Origin of the sequence: Frischella japonica, assembly GCF_014489845.1 — a bacterium.
GTDB classification, from domain to species: Bacteria; Pseudomonadota; Gammaproteobacteria; order Enterobacterales; family Orbaceae; genus Frischella; species Frischella japonica.
In genome coordinates this window covers 25,487-39,931 of sequence record NZ_JABURY010000011.1, presented here as the reverse complement: position 1 = coordinate 39,931, position 14,445 = coordinate 25,487, and the positions used below count along the sequence as shown (strand labels likewise).

General features: G+C 34.4%; 25 protein-coding genes. 11 read left to right on the top strand and 14 right to left on the bottom strand.

Going from position 1 to position 14,445, the window contains the following annotated elements; genetic code table 11:
* Positions 1-667: 667 nt before the first annotated feature.
* From FcAc13_RS05220 to FcAc13_RS05155, 14 genes are all read right to left on the bottom strand, one after another.
* Positions 668-1,930, bottom strand: a complete 1,263-nt coding sequence (locus tag FcAc13_RS05220; protein WP_187755156.1) for a type I-F CRISPR-associated protein Csy2 — start codon at positions 1,928-1,930, stop codon at positions 668-670.
* 17 nt (positions 1,931-1,947) lie between these two features.
* Complete coding sequence (locus tag FcAc13_RS05215) at positions 1,948-2,133, bottom strand: hypothetical protein (protein WP_187755155.1); 186 nt, start codon at positions 2,131-2,133, stop codon at positions 1,948-1,950.
* Positions 2,133-2,627 carry an AcrIF11 family anti-CRISPR ADP-ribosyltransferase gene (locus FcAc13_RS05210; RefSeq protein WP_187755154.1) on the bottom strand — a complete coding sequence of 165 codons (495 nt, stop codon included), beginning with the start codon at positions 2,625-2,627 and terminating at the stop codon, positions 2,133-2,135. Before FcAc13_RS05210 ends, FcAc13_RS05215 begins: the two co-directional genes overlap by 1 nt.
* Before the next feature lie 224 nt (positions 2,628-2,851).
* Positions 2,852-3,463: a hypothetical protein gene (locus FcAc13_RS05205; RefSeq protein ID WP_187755153.1), complete on the bottom strand. Its 612-nt coding sequence runs from the start codon at positions 3,461-3,463 to the stop codon at positions 2,852-2,854.
* A gap of 9 nt (positions 3,464-3,472) precedes the next feature.
* Complete coding sequence (locus tag FcAc13_RS05200; RefSeq protein ID WP_187755152.1) at positions 3,473-3,817, bottom strand: DUF1064 domain-containing protein; 345 nt, start codon at positions 3,815-3,817, stop codon at positions 3,473-3,475.
* Positions 3,814-4,101, bottom strand: a complete 288-nt coding sequence (locus FcAc13_RS05195; RefSeq protein ID WP_187755151.1) for a DUF1364 domain-containing protein — start codon at positions 4,099-4,101, stop codon at positions 3,814-3,816. The genes FcAc13_RS05200 and FcAc13_RS05195 overlap by 4 nt, the downstream gene beginning before the upstream one ends.
* Entirely contained in the window at positions 4,085-4,222 is a 138-nt protein-coding gene (locus FcAc13_RS05190; protein WP_187755150.1) for a hypothetical protein, read from the bottom strand. Before FcAc13_RS05190 ends, FcAc13_RS05195 begins: the two co-directional genes overlap by 17 nt.
* Positions 4,219-4,665, bottom strand: a complete 447-nt coding sequence (locus FcAc13_RS05185) for a NinB/YbcN family protein (RefSeq protein ID WP_187755149.1) — start codon at positions 4,663-4,665, stop codon at positions 4,219-4,221. Before FcAc13_RS05185 ends, FcAc13_RS05190 begins: the two co-directional genes overlap by 4 nt.
* Before the next feature lie 22 nt (positions 4,666-4,687).
* Positions 4,688-4,882, bottom strand: coding sequence for a hypothetical protein (locus FcAc13_RS05180; RefSeq protein WP_187755159.1), 195 nt, complete (start codon positions 4,880-4,882; stop codon positions 4,688-4,690).
* Positions 4,867-5,013: a DUF1187 family protein gene (locus FcAc13_RS12505; RefSeq protein ID WP_187755148.1), complete on the bottom strand. Its 147-nt coding sequence runs from the start codon at positions 5,011-5,013 to the stop codon at positions 4,867-4,869. Before FcAc13_RS12505 ends, FcAc13_RS05180 begins: the two co-directional genes overlap by 16 nt.
* A gap of 167 nt (positions 5,014-5,180) precedes the next feature.
* A complete protein-coding gene (locus FcAc13_RS05170; protein WP_187755147.1) occupies positions 5,181-6,596 on the bottom strand; it encodes a replicative DNA helicase in 1,416 nt (471 codons plus the stop codon).
* Complete coding sequence (locus FcAc13_RS05165; protein ID WP_187755146.1) at positions 6,593-7,384, bottom strand: helix-turn-helix domain-containing protein; 792 nt, start codon at positions 7,382-7,384, stop codon at positions 6,593-6,595. Before FcAc13_RS05165 ends, FcAc13_RS05170 begins: the two co-directional genes overlap by 4 nt.
* Positions 7,384-7,647, bottom strand: a complete 264-nt coding sequence (locus FcAc13_RS05160) for a hypothetical protein (RefSeq protein WP_187755145.1) — start codon at positions 7,645-7,647, stop codon at positions 7,384-7,386. The genes FcAc13_RS05165 and FcAc13_RS05160 overlap by 1 nt, the downstream gene beginning before the upstream one ends.
* Before the next feature lie 26 nt (positions 7,648-7,673).
* Positions 7,674-7,889 (bottom strand): hypothetical protein, encoded by a 216-nt coding sequence (locus FcAc13_RS05155; RefSeq protein WP_187755144.1) that lies wholly within the window; start codon positions 7,887-7,889, stop codon positions 7,674-7,676.
* Positions 7,890-8,038: 149 nt separating this feature from the next.
* Here FcAc13_RS05155 and FcAc13_RS05150 point away from each other — a divergent pair, with 149 nt between their 5' ends.
* From FcAc13_RS05150 to FcAc13_RS05105, 11 genes are all read left to right on the top strand, one after another.
* Complete coding sequence (locus FcAc13_RS05150) at positions 8,039-8,731, top strand: XRE family transcriptional regulator (RefSeq protein ID WP_187755143.1); 693 nt, start codon at positions 8,039-8,041, stop codon at positions 8,729-8,731.
* Positions 8,732-9,212: 481 nt separating this feature from the next.
* The gene (locus tag FcAc13_RS05145; RefSeq protein ID WP_187755142.1) at positions 9,213-9,434 is read left to right on the top strand and encodes a hypothetical protein; all 222 of its coding nucleotides are present in this window, start codon (positions 9,213-9,215) and stop codon (positions 9,432-9,434) included.
* Between the two features lie 75 nt (positions 9,435-9,509).
* Positions 9,510-9,854 carry a hypothetical protein gene (locus FcAc13_RS05140; protein WP_187755141.1) on the top strand — a complete coding sequence of 115 codons (345 nt, stop codon included), beginning with the start codon at positions 9,510-9,512 and terminating at the stop codon, positions 9,852-9,854.
* Positions 9,855-9,962: 108 nt separating this feature from the next.
* Positions 9,963-10,292 carry a hypothetical protein gene (locus FcAc13_RS05135; RefSeq protein ID WP_187755140.1) on the top strand — a complete coding sequence of 110 codons (330 nt, stop codon included), beginning with the start codon at positions 9,963-9,965 and terminating at the stop codon, positions 10,290-10,292.
* Positions 10,293-10,479: 187 nt separating this feature from the next.
* A complete protein-coding gene (locus FcAc13_RS05130; protein WP_187755139.1) occupies positions 10,480-10,869 on the top strand; it encodes a hypothetical protein in 390 nt (129 codons plus the stop codon).
* A complete protein-coding gene (locus tag FcAc13_RS12110) occupies positions 10,870-11,046 on the top strand; it encodes a hypothetical protein (protein ID WP_223064533.1) in 177 nt (58 codons plus the stop codon). It abuts the gene before it with no gap.
* Between the two features lie 5 nt (positions 11,047-11,051).
* Positions 11,052-11,213: a hypothetical protein gene (locus FcAc13_RS05125; protein ID WP_187755138.1), complete on the top strand. Its 162-nt coding sequence runs from the start codon at positions 11,052-11,054 to the stop codon at positions 11,211-11,213.
* On the top strand, positions 11,200-11,838 hold the full coding sequence (locus tag FcAc13_RS05120; RefSeq protein ID WP_187755137.1) for a Rad52/Rad22 family DNA repair protein: 639 nt from the start codon (positions 11,200-11,202) through the stop codon (positions 11,836-11,838). The genes FcAc13_RS05125 and FcAc13_RS05120 overlap by 14 nt, the downstream gene beginning before the upstream one ends.
* Positions 11,839-11,840: 2 nt before the next feature.
* Positions 11,841-12,515 (top strand): ribonuclease H-like domain-containing protein, encoded by a 675-nt coding sequence (locus tag FcAc13_RS05115; RefSeq protein WP_187755136.1) that lies wholly within the window; start codon positions 11,841-11,843, stop codon positions 12,513-12,515.
* A 37-nt stretch (positions 12,516-12,552) separates the two neighbouring features.
* Positions 12,553-13,116, top strand: coding sequence for an Nmad5 family putative nucleotide modification protein (locus tag FcAc13_RS05110; protein ID WP_187755135.1), 564 nt, complete (start codon positions 12,553-12,555; stop codon positions 13,114-13,116).
* 83 nt (positions 13,117-13,199) lie between these two features.
* Entirely contained in the window at positions 13,200-14,084 is an 885-nt protein-coding gene (locus tag FcAc13_RS05105; RefSeq protein ID WP_187755134.1) for an RNA ligase family protein, read from the top strand.
* The last annotated feature ends 361 nt before the right edge of the window (positions 14,085-14,445 follow it).

Genomic DNA, 14,445 nt, shown 5'->3' with positions numbered 1-14,445 from the left:
AACCAAGTAAGGTCACAATAAATAAATAAACAACAACAACCCAGTTGATGTTGTCGGGATCTTTGATTGGCATGATTAAATCTTCTTATTAATTATAAGTGTTAGCGTACTGGCTAATGAGTAAACGATCTGACTTTGCTGTCGATTTGGCTAACCTCGCCAATTTTGACGGGGTCGTAACTTTTTATACACGCGATAGATAAGATTTGAATTGAGCAAGCCGAGGAATAAAAATATCGATATATAGTTTAAAAATAAAACCGGCTTACTCAAATTTTGAACATAAAAAAAGCCCGCTAATGCGAGCTTTACATACAATTATACCAGTCTGAATACTTTATACTACGTAACTCTTAAGAAGTCAAGCTTTTTCTATAAAAGTTAGACACCGCCTATCCGGCGGTAATAAAAATTTATTAAAAAAACTCATATTTCTTAACCACCTACTCGGCGGTGAGAAAAATATTTATACACTGAAAAAAATTTAATATTTCTTGACTGCTTATTCAGCTGTAATGATTGAACGAAATTTTATATTTCTGAACCGCTTATTCAGCGGTAATAAAAACACACTCATATTTCTTAACTGCTTGTTCAGCAGTAATTCACTCCTAAAGAAGTAAAAAAATTATACTTCAAACCGTTCTATTTAGTCAACGATAAACAATCAAACATATGCAGTACAATTTTTGTAAATTCTTCGTTTGAAAAATGATTTATAATCCAATCTCCTACTAATTCTAACTGGTAAAAAAAGAGTTTCACTAAATGCATGTTTGTATGTTTTATTATTAACCCCAACCCTTGCTCCATCTTTTTTACTTGGCTTTTGCAGTAAAGCATAACCGCAAGCCAATGGATACAATCTATTTGTTATAATGTAATTAATTACATCACCGCTTTTTATAGCTTGACGCATTTTAAAAGTACATTTTCTGATAAAAAAGTATTCCTCCTCCTCGTTAATTTCCTCTGTAGTTATTTTATAATTAAAAATAGAACCGCCAGCCAATCTTGAAATTTTCATAAGTTCATTTTTAATATTATCACTATCAAAATTAGTAACATCTAGCACAATAACAAAATCTAATGAACCTGTTTTTTCTTCACAAACTAAAAGCGGTACAGCCTTTCGATCTTTTCCTAATGTAGATCCGAGTTTGCCCCCTTTTGAAAAGCTATGATTTTTCAAACCAAATGCAAACCGTATCGGTTTATCATAATTTAATTTTAATTCAACCGACTCGATCATGCCACCAACAGCAGTAATTGCAGGTAATCCAGATGAAATAAAACCCGAATTAAAATTAGCGTTTTCTAATGAACCATAAAAAAATAAATATTTTCTATCGTCGGGTAATGAATACTTAAATATTTTTCGCTTAACAATCCCCCAAAAAGGGGCGTTTCTCACAAAAAAGTTGCCACCATGATTTACAGCCAGCTCACCCCTATTGCCTAGAGTAACACCACGAGGCTGTATCTGATGATCAAAATATCCCGAACCCATAAACTTCACCGGTCGAATTTTTCTATTTTTTTTCATTTCTTCCTTGTGAGCTAAATATTTTTCAAGAAAAACCCTATGGACCGCTCTAGCTTTTGTTGTGAATTCGTCAACTAAAGCGCAGGATGTTAAAGGAGAATGCACAATATAGCCTCTCGGGACCTTTAAAAACAACTGTTTAGTAAATCCATCAACAAAATCAGGGAAACAATTTTCATTAACTCCTTCTTTATTTGCTTTTTCCGCCATTTCTTTAGCTTCTTTATAGTAAGCTGCGCTTGACGGGTTTGCCCAATATTTTTTTGATTGACTAGCATAGTTGGAACTGATGAAAAATTCAGGAATATCTAAAGCTGAATTTAAAACACCGCCGACAACCTTGCTCTTGGGTGTTAGAAACTTGTTGGAATGTGTTACTATCATAGCTACCTCATCTTAAGCTATTTATTTGATAAATTGATTAAATATATTAATGCTTCTTTTTTGCTATTAAATTTTTCAGATAATTGATTAAATTTATTTAGCGCTTCAATATCTGAAGATTTTTGAGTATTAAAGTCAAACCGTAATGATTCAAGCTTCATTCTACGCTTAGCAACCGCCCTTTTTTGCGCCTCTGTTGCCATTAAAACTCCTTCACCAAATCAGGGTTTAAAACCATAAAACTAGTACCGTGTTCATCTCGAACTTCAACAGCGCTATAGCCCAATCTTTGGGCCAACACAGAACGCAAGCGCTGAGCTTCCCATCCGACATAAGTAATGTTGGATACATTCAACAAATCAATATCATCATCAGTCCACTTGTAAACGCCGATATTATCAATAACAAGCTCAGCCAGTCTTTCTAGTTTTTCATCAGAATCGACATTAAATCCAGAATCCAAAGCAATTTCCTTTAATATCTCAGATACATCAACATCTGCTGAATATTGCATTGAAACCAGTTCGCGATGGCTTAAAATGTTTTCTTCATCAATTTCAAATGAATAAACATAACTACCATGAGATAGAGCGGATTGGAAACTATCAGAAAAAAACAATGAACCATTATAGATATTGCATATATCATTATCTTTATATTGTAAATTGCTTTCTTTTGATCCGTGGAATAATTTCATTTTTTTATAACCTCATTTATAATTTATGAAGCCATTATAGTATAACGGACGTTATATGTAAATATATAATTTTTAGCATTTTGTGCTATTTTTACGCAATAAAAAACCTCAGAGGTGTACCAGACATCTGAGGTTTATCATTTCATTCACGCAACTAACAATAGGACAAAATATGAAGGATTTATCACTTCATGGAATGATGATAATCAAGATATTAAGCAATGTCAATTATAAATAAATCTATCTTTTAACATATCTAGCTCAATACCAGATATTGATTTTAATGCAGAAAAATAACCAGTTAAAAAATTTTCTCCACTTTTCTTTAGCTTATCTACAGCGTTCCAGTTTGTATCAAGTTTTCTTGCGATATCTTGTAATGACAGAGGTTTCACTATATAGATGTGATCAACTCTAATGCCTTTAGCTATTTGTTTCGCCGGAACACTATGAATGCCACTTACCTGCTTTTTCCATTCATTTCTCACATACCCCTCGGTTGCAACATAGTCTGTAATGATTTGTTTTTCACCGAAATAGAATAAAATTAAAACTTCATAAATATCTTTTGAATTAGATATATTTAATCTTAATATTTCAAGAAAGGCGGTGTTAATTAATTGCGCATCATTATCCGAGCAAACCTCTCTTGATTGTTTTGGCTGAGATTGATAATAAGATGGCGTGTTTTGATTTAAATATAAACGACGTCTTGACCAGTTGCCAAATCGCGCGCATACATCAGTTATATCGAAATCTACTTTAAATCTTACGTTTTTAATCGGTTTTACAACAATCTCAGGTTCATCTTCAATATATTTATATTCTACTGGCATTATTCACCTCTAAAATTCTTCTATTCCCCAACCACCACCATCCTTTTTTGCTTTCTTTTTGATTGCAATAAATTTAAATGGGTACAAATCAGATGCTATTTTTATTTTTACTCGTGCATCATCCATCCAAAACCCTTTAACTTCATGCAGCTCTATTTCGTTATTTTTATTCATTACAGCAAAATCAGGGGTATAAAAGGTATTATCAGCTAATCTAAACTTTATGCCCTCGAATTTAAACCACAGTATTTTATTAGCCGACTTCAACAGCTTTAAGTAATCACAATATTCTTGCTCCGTTTTATTCATTTGACCTGTTTTGAGTCGTCCGAGCGCATATACCCCTGGTTTCATAGTTTAATCTTCTCCTCTTTGGCCAGAATATTAATTGTTCTCAAAACCCCCTCGGCGTGAGCTAATCTAACGAACTCATGCTCATGATTTCTTGTTCTGCGATCGATTTCATCATGACAGCTTGAACACGCCCATGCGCCTTGTAGGTCGTTAGGCTTCATACCTACACCACACGTACCAGCTAAGCGATAATGAGCTAATACGGTTGTTTCTGGGTTGTGGTTACAACACGGAAGCCTTACTTGACACTCTCGCCCTTTTGCTTCCTTAGTTAGCTTGCTCATTGTCAACCTTATTTAAATTATGCTGATTTATGTATTCTCTACGTTGTTCATATAACCATGCCAATAGTTGCTCGGCTTCTTTTATACATTCATCAATTGTTTTTAATGTGTCGTTCATCATGCCACCTGCTCTAATTGTAATTTTCTGTACTCACTATTATTTGGTATTCGTAATTTAAACCCATTTTGATATGACCACGATTCAACCTGCTGTAGAAAAAAATGCATTTCCCCAATATCTAAATCGGATGTTTTGATTAACTCCAGTTTTTTGGTCATTTCTCCTGTTATGACGTTTTTGTGTTCTATTTCCTCGTATCCCAAAAACATCTCCTTTAAATCGTGTTTAACGCTATCCATTGTGTATGAATTAGTTTTTAACCGTTGATTGGCTTGTTTAGCTATATCTGTGTACCACATATGAGATAGTGAGTTTTGATCAATAGTTCGTTTGTCTTTCCAAATTTTTATTGTTAGCCGATATCGTTTTTCGCTTTTAACTAACTCAATTAGAGTGCTAAAAATTGATTTAATATTGCTTGAATGTAGACATAAATCATCCATTTATCACTAGTCCTTAATTCATTTATTCATTACTTAAAAAATTAAAAATATTGATGTTTTTAATCCATTCATTCTGAACATAATCATTAACATAATTACCGTTAGAATCTTTTTCGATATAAGTAGAATCTAATTGCTTGCAGACCGCTATTTCAAAACTTTTTCTTAGTTCGTACTCCAAAGCTGATGATAAATTCATATCTAAACTCTTTTGCATTTAAATTCAATAATTTGAGCATCTACTATTTTCTCGCATTCCAGATGACTTAATTTTTTATTAGTAAAACGTGTCCAATTAGTTGGTTGCTGTCCCTTTTTAATGATTACCCCAGTTATTTTGTAAGCCATTTTTGTATCAACTCCCTTAATTTTTCTTTATCTTCTTCCGAATATTTTTAACTTGTTCTGCTAGTTCATGTTTAATTTTTGTTGAATTTGCAAAAGGTTTTTTAATCGCTGTAACATAGTCATATGCTATTTTGTCTAGCATGTGATAGTGTCCGTTTTTGCAGTGGTTAACTCGCTTGCGCATATCTACGTTCTTTTTTCACTGGCTCAGAGCGTGCTTTAGTGTATGATTCAGCTTGATCAACTTCATAAATACGACCATTACTAATTCCTGCATATACAGTAAAATTACCCGCACCATGGCGATTTAAAGCCACGTTTATTTCCATCAAGTTCTTATCTGCACTTTCGTTGTAAACAGCATCACGATAAATCCCTAACCAGTAATCACAGTCCTGTTCGATTTGCCCTGTATCACGACTATCACTAGGTATTGGGCGCTTATCTGCTCGTGATTCTAGATTTCGGTTTAACTGAGTTAACAGAACAACTACACAATTCAATTCTTTAGCCATCGCTTTTAAACCCTTTGTAATAGTTCCGTATATCAAATCATTTCGTTGGTCATCACCGATTTTTTCTTTTCCCATTAGTGTCAGATAATCGACCATAATCATGCCTATCTGTCCGCGCGCTCGTGCCATTCGACGTGACTCGGAGCGTATATGTGACAAGGTAATAGCTGGGGTATCATCAATGTAGATGTTATTAGTTTTTGTTAGCTCATTTAGATGATGCATAACCCTCGAAAATTCAGCTCCCTCTTCCGGACCCAATGCGCCATCATAGAAAATATCGCTGTTCACACACGACTCCTGAGCCAAAATATTTTCCAGCATTTGCTCATCCTGCATTTCTAAAGAGAACATTAAAACTGGTAATTTTTCATTCATTGCGCAATGGCGAGCCATATTTATTTCAAATGTGGTTTTACCCATTTTTGGACGAGCACCAACAACAAATAATGAGCCTCGAACGATACCTTTAGGAGCCAGTTTTTTATCTAGCGCTTCAATTCCAGTTGATAAACCACGTGCACTATCTGCATTTTCTAATCGTTTTTCTAATGTTTCTGTCCATTTTTCAGCGATGGCAATTAGCGGTTTTAACCCAACTGTTTTTCCTGTTTTGTTGTAGTCATCAATTTGCGTAAATAGGGATTGAATCGCTGATAATTTATCACTCGTTGATAATGTTGATTTTTCTAACAACATTGCGCTACAGTCATTTAATTTTTTCAATGTATAGCGTTCAATTGATTTATCACGGACTATATTTGTGTATGCTGAAACATTAGCCGTTGTTGGCGTATTTTTTGACAACTCAGCCAGATAGGCTAAACCACCACAATCATCTAAACTCCCGCTTTTCTCCATGCTGTCTGATAATGTAATTAAATCTATGGGCTGATTCTTACGATTTAATTCAATCATTTCCGAAAAAATAATCTGATGCTGACGGCTGTAAAATGAATCTGGTTTTAATTTCTTAATTGCTATTTGACAGCGCTCAGATTCAAAATCCAACATCATCGAGCCTAGAACTGCCTGTTCTGCGAACAAATCATGAGGGATTATGTTCATAGTCTGCCCTCCAAAAATTTCAAATGTGTTTTAGGTTTAACAATGTAATCAAAATTAGCTCGCCAATTTCTGTCGTTCTCACCAAAATAAAACGGTGTTGCCTGTTCAACAAAATCATAGAAATAATTTGCCAAGCTCTGGAATGTTGGTCGCTCAAATTCTTTGAGCAGTTTTTTAACTGCGTTTTTTCTGTCAGCGGTCATTTTCTGAATTTGAGGCAACCTGTTTTCTACAGCGTCGTTATACGCATCCATGACCAAATCAAAATCAATTGAATCTGTTTTTTCAGATTTAGGTTGGTCATCGTCAGATGACTTAATATTATTTGTAGTATTCTCTGTAGTAGTCTTTGTAGTAATCTCTTGATATAACGAACTCGACTTTGTAGTCATCTCGGCATCTGCATTGTAGAGTTCGAGATGACTACTATCTAATTGTCGTGATGATTGAGTTATAGAAATGGCGAAATCACTCAAAACTTGATTAACCTTTTCATTATCAATCTTATAAAACGTTTTATGCTCTAGTCGCTTTTCAGTCACAATTAAAACGCCTTTTGCTTTTAGTTTTTTGATAGCTGTTCTTTGTTCGTGATGAGATAACCCAGTTTCTTCTTCAAGTTCATCACGAGTTTTATACACACCTAAATCAGACGTTGCTTTATCTTGCCAGTAAAATAATTGTGAGAATAAAACTGCAGGGTTAACACCACCTAAAGGCTTGGCTAATTTTGGGTAATAGGCGTTTGGGCGCCCTATTAATTTTAATGTTTCAACTGCGTTCATCATCAATCTCTTTTAATTAATTTTAAAGTGTAGTAATAACAAGCTTTTTTCGTCTTTTCATTGATTTCGTGATACTTATCTTTAACAAAACCGTATTTAAACAATTTACTCTTTTCTCGTAACCTTGCGCTTATAGCTGGTGTTGTATCAAACTGATTAAACCTTCGTTTAATCTCGTGTTGAATCGCTTCTAATGTTCGATATTGACCATCACTACAAATCGCAATAACTCGCTCCTGTTGTGATTTTGGTTTAGTTATTTGCATACATATTCCCCGCTAATTTATTGTGATTACGAATAGAGATCAGGAAATAACTCTTTTTTACTTAATCCTGTAACGCTTAGCCATTTGTCACGAATTTCTTTATTCCTACACGGGATTTTTCCTCCTCGCGCTTTTATGTTCGTGATATTAGATGGACTGCATCCGACTAGCCGTGCTAACTCTGATTTATTCCCCCCAATAGCTCTAATTGCTTTATCAATTGGTGATAATTCACCTGTCATAATAAACACCTCACTTAAACATATTTTACACATAATTACACATAATATAAACAAATAATTTTATTTTTGCAACTTATGTATGTATTTTGTTTATTGAACGATTACACATTTTGTGTAAAATCATAAACAAGAATCTTAGGGAGAACCTTATGAACTCAGTAAGTCAACGAATTCAAAAAATAATGAATGATCACTCAATAAATAAAAGTGAATTGGCAAAAATAGCATGTACCACTCCGCAAAATGTGACCAATTGGGAAAGTAGGGGTTCAATTAGTCGTAAAAAAGCGCAATTAATAGCAGATAAACTTGGATACAATATTAATTGGCTGCTCTATGGTGGGGATGAAAACCTTCAGGAGAGCAAGCTAAACCCTGTAGAATGGGAATCATTATCACAAGAAGAACAAACAAATGGGAAATTTGTAACCATTCCTGTTTTAGATGTTGAATTGTCAGCGGGATTTGGTGCGTGCCCATCAATGGAGCAGAAAATGTACACACTACCTTTTAGGACAAATACATTAAAACAAAGAAATATACCAATAAATATGGCTAAAGTGGTTAAAGTTTCAGGTGATAGTATGGAGCCTCGACTATTTGATAAAGATATTATTTCAATAAATATGGCAGATACTAGAATTAGAGACGGAAAAATATACGCTGTGAGAGTTTATGATCTACAAAAAGTGAAAGTTTTAATAAGAAATTCTGATGGTTCAATAATATTAAGATCATTCAATCCAATTTATCCCGATGAAATAATTAGTAGAGCACAAATAGAAAATGGAGATTTTCAAGTTCTTGGTAGAATGTGGTGGCACTCATCATTGGATGATTAAACGAATTCACAATTAATTCTATCCCAAAGCCCAATCAAGGGCTTTTTTTATACCTCACCTTTATTTATTGTCTAATAAATAATCATTCAGTTAAGAAAAAAATATTATATTTCAATAAACTAATCAATTTAAACAAAATTTTAAACAAAATGATTAAACATTTTTAAACAAAATGATTGACACCGTTTGTGTAATATTGTTTAATAGTAAACATAGAAATTAAACATTATTAAACAAATTTAATTTCACGCTCTTTAAAAATTAGAAAAGTCGAATTGATTAGTAATAAAGATGCTTAGACCCTAGCGAGCAAAATTCGCACGGACTTATCGGGGAGACCTGTCGATAACTCACGTAACAAGGCAACACTGGCTGAGGCTAATTGATTCGCAACATCTGCTGGGGTATGTACCAGTGATCAAATCAAAGCGCATTCATCGCTGAGTGCGCTTGAGTTTGAATTGAATTATGAGGAAATAACATGAACTTATCAAAAGCAACAAAAAAAGCTCAATTGGTAATTAACGAACTAGGATTGAGTCAATCAAATATAAATTTAATTGCACAAATCATCAAAAATTGCAGTGACGAACTGAGTGTTGATAACTCATTTAAATTGGCGCTACGTCAACAAGAAGAAAGTTATAAATATATGGAGAGTCAAGAAGGTATGAAGCAATTAAAAGAAATGTTAGAAGTTTAGCGTGCCTCCCGATGCACGCTACATCCCAATTACTCTTACTTAAGATATTTTTTAACTAAATCAGAGAGGTGGATAATGAATAATTTAGCAGCTATAGCTAATGATATTATCACTTATAAAGGATTATGTTCTTTAGAGCAAAGAACATATGGAAAAGAAATTGAAGAAAAACTAATTGAAAACTATGCATATAGTAAAGCTGAAAAGCTGATCAATGGCAAGTACTCGGAAGAGTACGAAGACTTCATCGGTGAAATAAGTTGGCTTAATCTTGAGCTTGCTGATCGACTTTCAAGATTAGAGAAAAAACTCTTAACATACAAACGTATTGAACGTTTGAGAAAAGTTATGAAATCGATATTGCTTGAGTTAGCAATTCAATATTATAAAAATAATTTTAATAACATGATGAAAAATTGAAAGAGCATAAACTAACTGGTCACGATGTTATGCGCTATAAGCGCTATCGTAAATTCTATTTGCCCCGAAGTTTGGGGCTTTTTTTCAAAAGAATTAAGGTGAAAAAAAATGACTTTAGATGAATTTTTAAATACAAACAGAGCAAAAAAAAATGCTCTCTATCGAACATTTAATAGAATTATTTGTAAAGATGGGTTCACATTTTCAATACAATGCGGTTCACTGTTTTACAGTGAACCTCGAAGAGAATTTAAGGCTGCTGAAAAATACAGCGCATTTGAATTAGGGTTTCCGTCTCATGCTGATGAACTGATATCCGAATACGCAGAAGACGAACAAAAACCTACTCGTACGGTATATGCATATGTTCCACGCGAAGTGGTAGAACAACTAATAAATAATCACGGCGGAATTAAAAATGACTATTCTCCTTTTTGATCACGTCGGCTGTAACTAGCTTATAACGGAGCTATTCTATTAATAGCATTATAATTCTCAAGAATTAGTTGAAGAGTTAATCGCATTAGATTATTAAATAACACTGACAGCTCGGAAAGACGGCGCATTGCTACATCCTATTTGCCCCGAAGTTTGGGGCTTTTTTACAGAATTAAGGAATAAAACAATGAATAAATTAACTCCACAAAATGCAGAACAGGAACACATGATTCAAATTTTATTAGCAAAAATGCAGGGGATTGATATTGAATATTTCCAAAATGAAAAGTGGCATAACAGCTCATCCGGTTGGCTTGATTTAAGATTTAATTACCGTATCAAATCCCATGAATTACCAATTACCAGAGAAATGTGGGCGATGATAGATGAAGAATGGAAATGGGTGGCAAAGGATGAGGAAGGCTGGATTTATTTTTATACGGATGAACCCTATATTTCCTCCAGCAAATACTGTTGGAATGTTTATGAGGGAGATTGGTCCAAATCTATATTAGCGATCAACGCAGATGATATCGACTGGCGAAAATCTCTCACGAGACGCCCTGAGGGGGTATAAATGAAAACAATACCGATTGACCATGTCGGCTGTAACGTGTATGAGACAGACCGATTCAAGCTAAATTACAGAATGACCAAGGGTGAACAAATGTACGCCCTTTTTTGTACCTACTTTTTGACGATGGGCGGATTACTTATGCTGATTCGCTGGATGTTAGAAATGGCAACGGAGTAAAGCTAATGGCATGGGAAGAGATTTATAGCTCACTGCCTATCCAATCCAAAATGATTATGGATATCGCAGAGGCATACGGGGTTGATTTAACAGAATTGGCGAATTTACAAGTTCAAAAACATGAAAATGACACACATTTAAACGAGGCGAATTATGGAATTAGCTAAATTAGATGCCCCTTTCCACCCTAAAGATATTGAATGGAGAGTGCAGCAATGTGGCATCTCGAATAATAAACCGTGGTGTATGGTTTTAGCGTATGTAACAAACAGAGCTATTCAGCAACGGCTTGATGAAATTTGTGGAAAAGAGAATTGGCAAAACGATTACGACCCAGCTCCTGATGGAGGGGTTATGTGCAGTATAAAAATCAAGATTAATGGTGAGTGGATAACAAAAAAAGACGGCGCAGAAAACACTCAAATAGAGGCTGTTAAAGGCGGTATTTCTGGGGCAATGAAACGTGCAGGCGTTCAATGGGGAATTGGTAGGTATCTGTATGATTTAGAGGAAGGTTTTGCTAAGACTTCTTCGGAAAAAGTCGATGGCTGGAATAGAACGCGAACAAAAGACGGGGTATATATTTGGTGGGAAACTCCAACCCTTCCAGACTGGGCGCTGCCAGTTGAGTATATTTTGTCGCTGTTTGATGAAGAGGCAGCTAACTGCAAATCAGAGGATGAGCTAAAAACGGTTTTTGCAAAATACTATAAACGTTGTAATGCGTTGGGTATAGGTGATCGGCTCAAATCACTGAGCGATAGATATAAACATAGATTAGAGAGTAAATAATAATGAGGCAGGCTAACATTTATTTTGACATAGAAACCATCCCGACTCAATCTAATAATTTAAAAAATTACATTGTCAACAACCTGGCACCCCCAGCAAATTATAAAAAAACTAAGGCAATCGGTGCATGGATTGAGAAAAATAAAGAGCCTGCATACCGTAAAACCGCTTTAAACGGCGGTTTTGGTCAAATAGTATGTATTGGTTACGCTATTAACGATAGCGATGTGAAAACAATTTATTTTGATAAATGGGCGGAATCTGAAAAAGAAATTTTGGAAACATTTTTTAATGATTTAAAAAATTGCTACACCCCTAGCGCAGATATAATACCTAATTTCATTGGTCATAATATCGAAAATTTTGATCTGCGTTTTATTTATCAACGTGCAATTGTTCTAGGAATAAAACCCCCGTCATTTCTACCACTCAACAGTAAGTCTTATAACAATATGTATATATTTGACACCATGACCGAATGGACAGGAAAACGAGGATTTGTATCGCTCAATGAGATTTGTATGTCATTGGGTTTGCCAACAAAAGACGATGAGATCGACGGCTCGAAAGTGTGGGATTTTGTGCAATCTGGCAAGATTAAGCGGGTTGCCGAATACTGTGCTTCAGATGTTGAAAAAGTTCGAGCAATACATAAACGGTTTACATTTCAAGAATAATTTTAACTGCCCATGGCGGTTTTTACGGAGTAAAACAATGACAAGATTAACTAAAGAAATTAAAGAGGAAATTTGTAGAAACGCAATTGAGCAATCGCCAGCAAATAAAGAGCTAGCAAAAGTAAATGAAAATTTATCTAAATTGGCGCTTGATGTTTTTAACGATACTGCGACAAACAAGAGGCTTGAGGAATTTTTCGAAATAAGAGAGCGCATAGAAAAACTACCATTTGAGGGCGGGTGTTTTTATGAAAAGTCTTATATTAGATGTAATTTTGGTGGAATGTATTATTCATTACATGCCCCAGAAGATATTATTTTTTTTGAATTTAAAGAAATTCCTACTTATCCGGCGGAGCATGAATTTACAAAAAAATTTTTGCAGTTAGATTGTAAAAGAGAGTCATTAAAAAATCGAATAAAATCCTTGCAAGCTGAAATTATGGCTATCCTAAATAGCTGTACAACTCTCGAAAAATTACAAAAAGTTTGGGTTGAGTCAGTTAATTTTCTAGACGGCGTCGAGTTTGATGCAATCAAAACCAATTTACCCGCCATTAAAATTGCAGACCTAAACGAAAAATTAGGTATTTCACAGTAAATAAAATAGCGTCTGGTATATGCGTTGATAATTAGATGTTACAGCGCATGTTATTGGGCAAAGAAATATTCTGAGGAATGATTATGTTTAAAAAATATCAGCACATAGAAAGATTTGATACTGATGAGGTCGAAGATATTGAGAAGGGTTTATGTTACATTTTCCCAAAACTGGATGGCGCTAACGGTTCTGCTTGGATTGAGAATGGAGAAATAAAAGCAGGATCACGTAATAGAGAGCTAACATTAGATAATGATAATCAAGGTTTTTATAATTGTATTCTTCAACATGAAGGAGTAAGAAAATATTTAGAACAATTCCCAGACCATATTTTATATGGTGAGTGGCTTGTTCCGCATTCTCTTAAAACTTATCAAGATGAAGCATGGCGCAAATTTTATGTATTTGATGTATACGACAGAAACAAGAAATGTTATATAGCGATTGCTGATTATAGCACTTATTTATCCATGTATAATATTGACTATATTCCACCGCTCTTGATAGCAAACAATCCAGCGAAGGAAGACATAAAGGAGTGTCTTGTATTAAATACTTATTTAATCTCAGATGGTAGTGGAGTTGGTGAGGGGATAGTCATAAAAAATTATGATTATGTCAATAAATATGGACATACCGTGTGGGCTAAAATTATCTCTAATGAATTTAAAAAAAAGCGCCAGAAAAAATTTAGCTCAGATATGGTTGATAAAAACCGTCTTGAATATGAAATTGTTGATCAATTTATTACCAAATCCTTAATTGATAAGGAATTGGCTAAAATTAAAGTTGACGGCTGGAGCGGCAATAAAATACCAAAACTGCTGGGCACTATCTTTCATGAGCTCATAAAAGAGGAGACGTGGAACATCATTAAAAAATTTAAAAACCCAATAATAGATTTCAAAAAACTTCAAACACTCACAAATTCAAAAATCAAGCAAGAACTTCCTGAATTGTTCAACTAAAGACAGTGTCTGCGTCTGGTATATGCGTTGATAATTAGTGTTAGCTGTGATCTGACTCCTTATCAGTTAGCGCACTAGTTTGAAATATACAAGCCGTGTATAGCATTGACGGTAGTCACGCCGTCGGCGACAGAGTGACAACCACCCAATGTAGGAGTTATTAATGGAAATTAAAATCAAAATTGAATCAAACACAAGCATATCGGATGCATTGAAAATATCTGGCGAGGTTATAAAACTATACCCAAACACCCCGTTGAATCAATATCAAATAATTCAGGTTTCTAACAGTAATACTGCAAAAGTAGTCAATCTATGCAGGACAATAACAGGTTACATCACCAAAATTGAATAATTTATA

Coding starts and splice junctions, on each gene's coding strand:
- FcAc13_RS05120 (WP_187755137.1), top strand. CDS start 11,200: ATGGAATTAGCTAAATTAGATGCCCCTTTCCACCCTAAAGATATTGAA.
- FcAc13_RS05130 (WP_187755139.1), top strand. CDS start 10,480: ATGAATAAATTAACTCCACAAAATGCAGAACAGGAACACATGATTCAA.
- FcAc13_RS05105 (WP_187755134.1), top strand. CDS start 13,200: ATGTTTAAAAAATATCAGCACATAGAAAGATTTGATACTGATGAGGTC.
- FcAc13_RS12505 (WP_187755148.1), bottom strand. CDS start 5,013: ATGGCTTACAAAATAACTGGGGTAATCATTAAAAAGGGACAGCAACCA.
- FcAc13_RS05125 (WP_187755138.1), top strand. CDS start 11,052: ATGGCATGGGAAGAGATTTATAGCTCACTGCCTATCCAATCCAAAATG.
- FcAc13_RS05205 (WP_187755153.1), bottom strand. CDS start 3,463: ATGCCAGTAGAATATAAATATATTGAAGATGAACCTGAGATTGTTGTA.
- FcAc13_RS05115 (WP_187755136.1), top strand. CDS start 11,841: ATGAGGCAGGCTAACATTTATTTTGACATAGAAACCATCCCGACTCAA.
- FcAc13_RS05135 (WP_187755140.1), top strand. CDS start 9,963: ATGACTTTAGATGAATTTTTAAATACAAACAGAGCAAAAAAAAATGCT.
- FcAc13_RS05180 (WP_187755159.1), bottom strand. CDS start 4,882: ATGCAAAAGAGTTTAGATATGAATTTATCATCAGCTTTGGAGTACGAA.
- FcAc13_RS05140 (WP_187755141.1), top strand. CDS start 9,510: ATGAATAATTTAGCAGCTATAGCTAATGATATTATCACTTATAAAGGA.
- FcAc13_RS05185 (WP_187755149.1), bottom strand. CDS start 4,665: ATGGATGATTTATGTCTACATTCAAGCAATATTAAATCAATTTTTAGC.
- FcAc13_RS05155 (WP_187755144.1), bottom strand. CDS start 7,889: ATGACAGGTGAATTATCACCAATTGATAAAGCAATTAGAGCTATTGGG.
- FcAc13_RS05215 (WP_187755155.1), bottom strand. CDS start 2,133: ATGGCAACAGAGGCGCAAAAAAGGGCGGTTGCTAAGCGTAGAATGAAG.
- FcAc13_RS05190 (WP_187755150.1), bottom strand. CDS start 4,222: ATGATGAACGACACATTAAAAACAATTGATGAATGTATAAAAGAAGCC.
- FcAc13_RS05170 (WP_187755147.1), bottom strand. CDS start 6,596: ATGAACATAATCCCTCATGATTTGTTCGCAGAACAGGCAGTTCTAGGC.
- FcAc13_RS05210 (WP_187755154.1), bottom strand. CDS start 2,627: ATGAAATTATTCCACGGATCAAAAGAAAGCAATTTACAATATAAAGAT.
- FcAc13_RS05165 (WP_187755146.1), bottom strand. CDS start 7,384: ATGATGAACGCAGTTGAAACATTAAAATTAATAGGGCGCCCAAACGCC.
- FcAc13_RS05195 (WP_187755151.1), bottom strand. CDS start 4,101: ATGAGCAAGCTAACTAAGGAAGCAAAAGGGCGAGAGTGTCAAGTAAGG.
- FcAc13_RS05160 (WP_187755145.1), bottom strand. CDS start 7,647: ATGCAAATAACTAAACCAAAATCACAACAGGAGCGAGTTATTGCGATT.
- FcAc13_RS05110 (WP_187755135.1), top strand. CDS start 12,553: ATGACAAGATTAACTAAAGAAATTAAAGAGGAAATTTGTAGAAACGCA.
- FcAc13_RS12110 (WP_223064533.1), top strand. CDS start 10,870: ATGAAAACAATACCGATTGACCATGTCGGCTGTAACGTGTATGAGACA.
- FcAc13_RS05145 (WP_187755142.1), top strand. CDS start 9,213: ATGAACTTATCAAAAGCAACAAAAAAAGCTCAATTGGTAATTAACGAA.
- FcAc13_RS05200 (WP_187755152.1), bottom strand. CDS start 3,817: ATGAAACCAGGGGTATATGCGCTCGGACGACTCAAAACAGGTCAAATG.
- FcAc13_RS05150 (WP_187755143.1), top strand. CDS start 8,039: ATGAACTCAGTAAGTCAACGAATTCAAAAAATAATGAATGATCACTCA.
- FcAc13_RS05220 (WP_187755156.1), bottom strand. CDS start 1,930: ATGATAGTAACACATTCCAACAAGTTTCTAACACCCAAGAGCAAGGTT.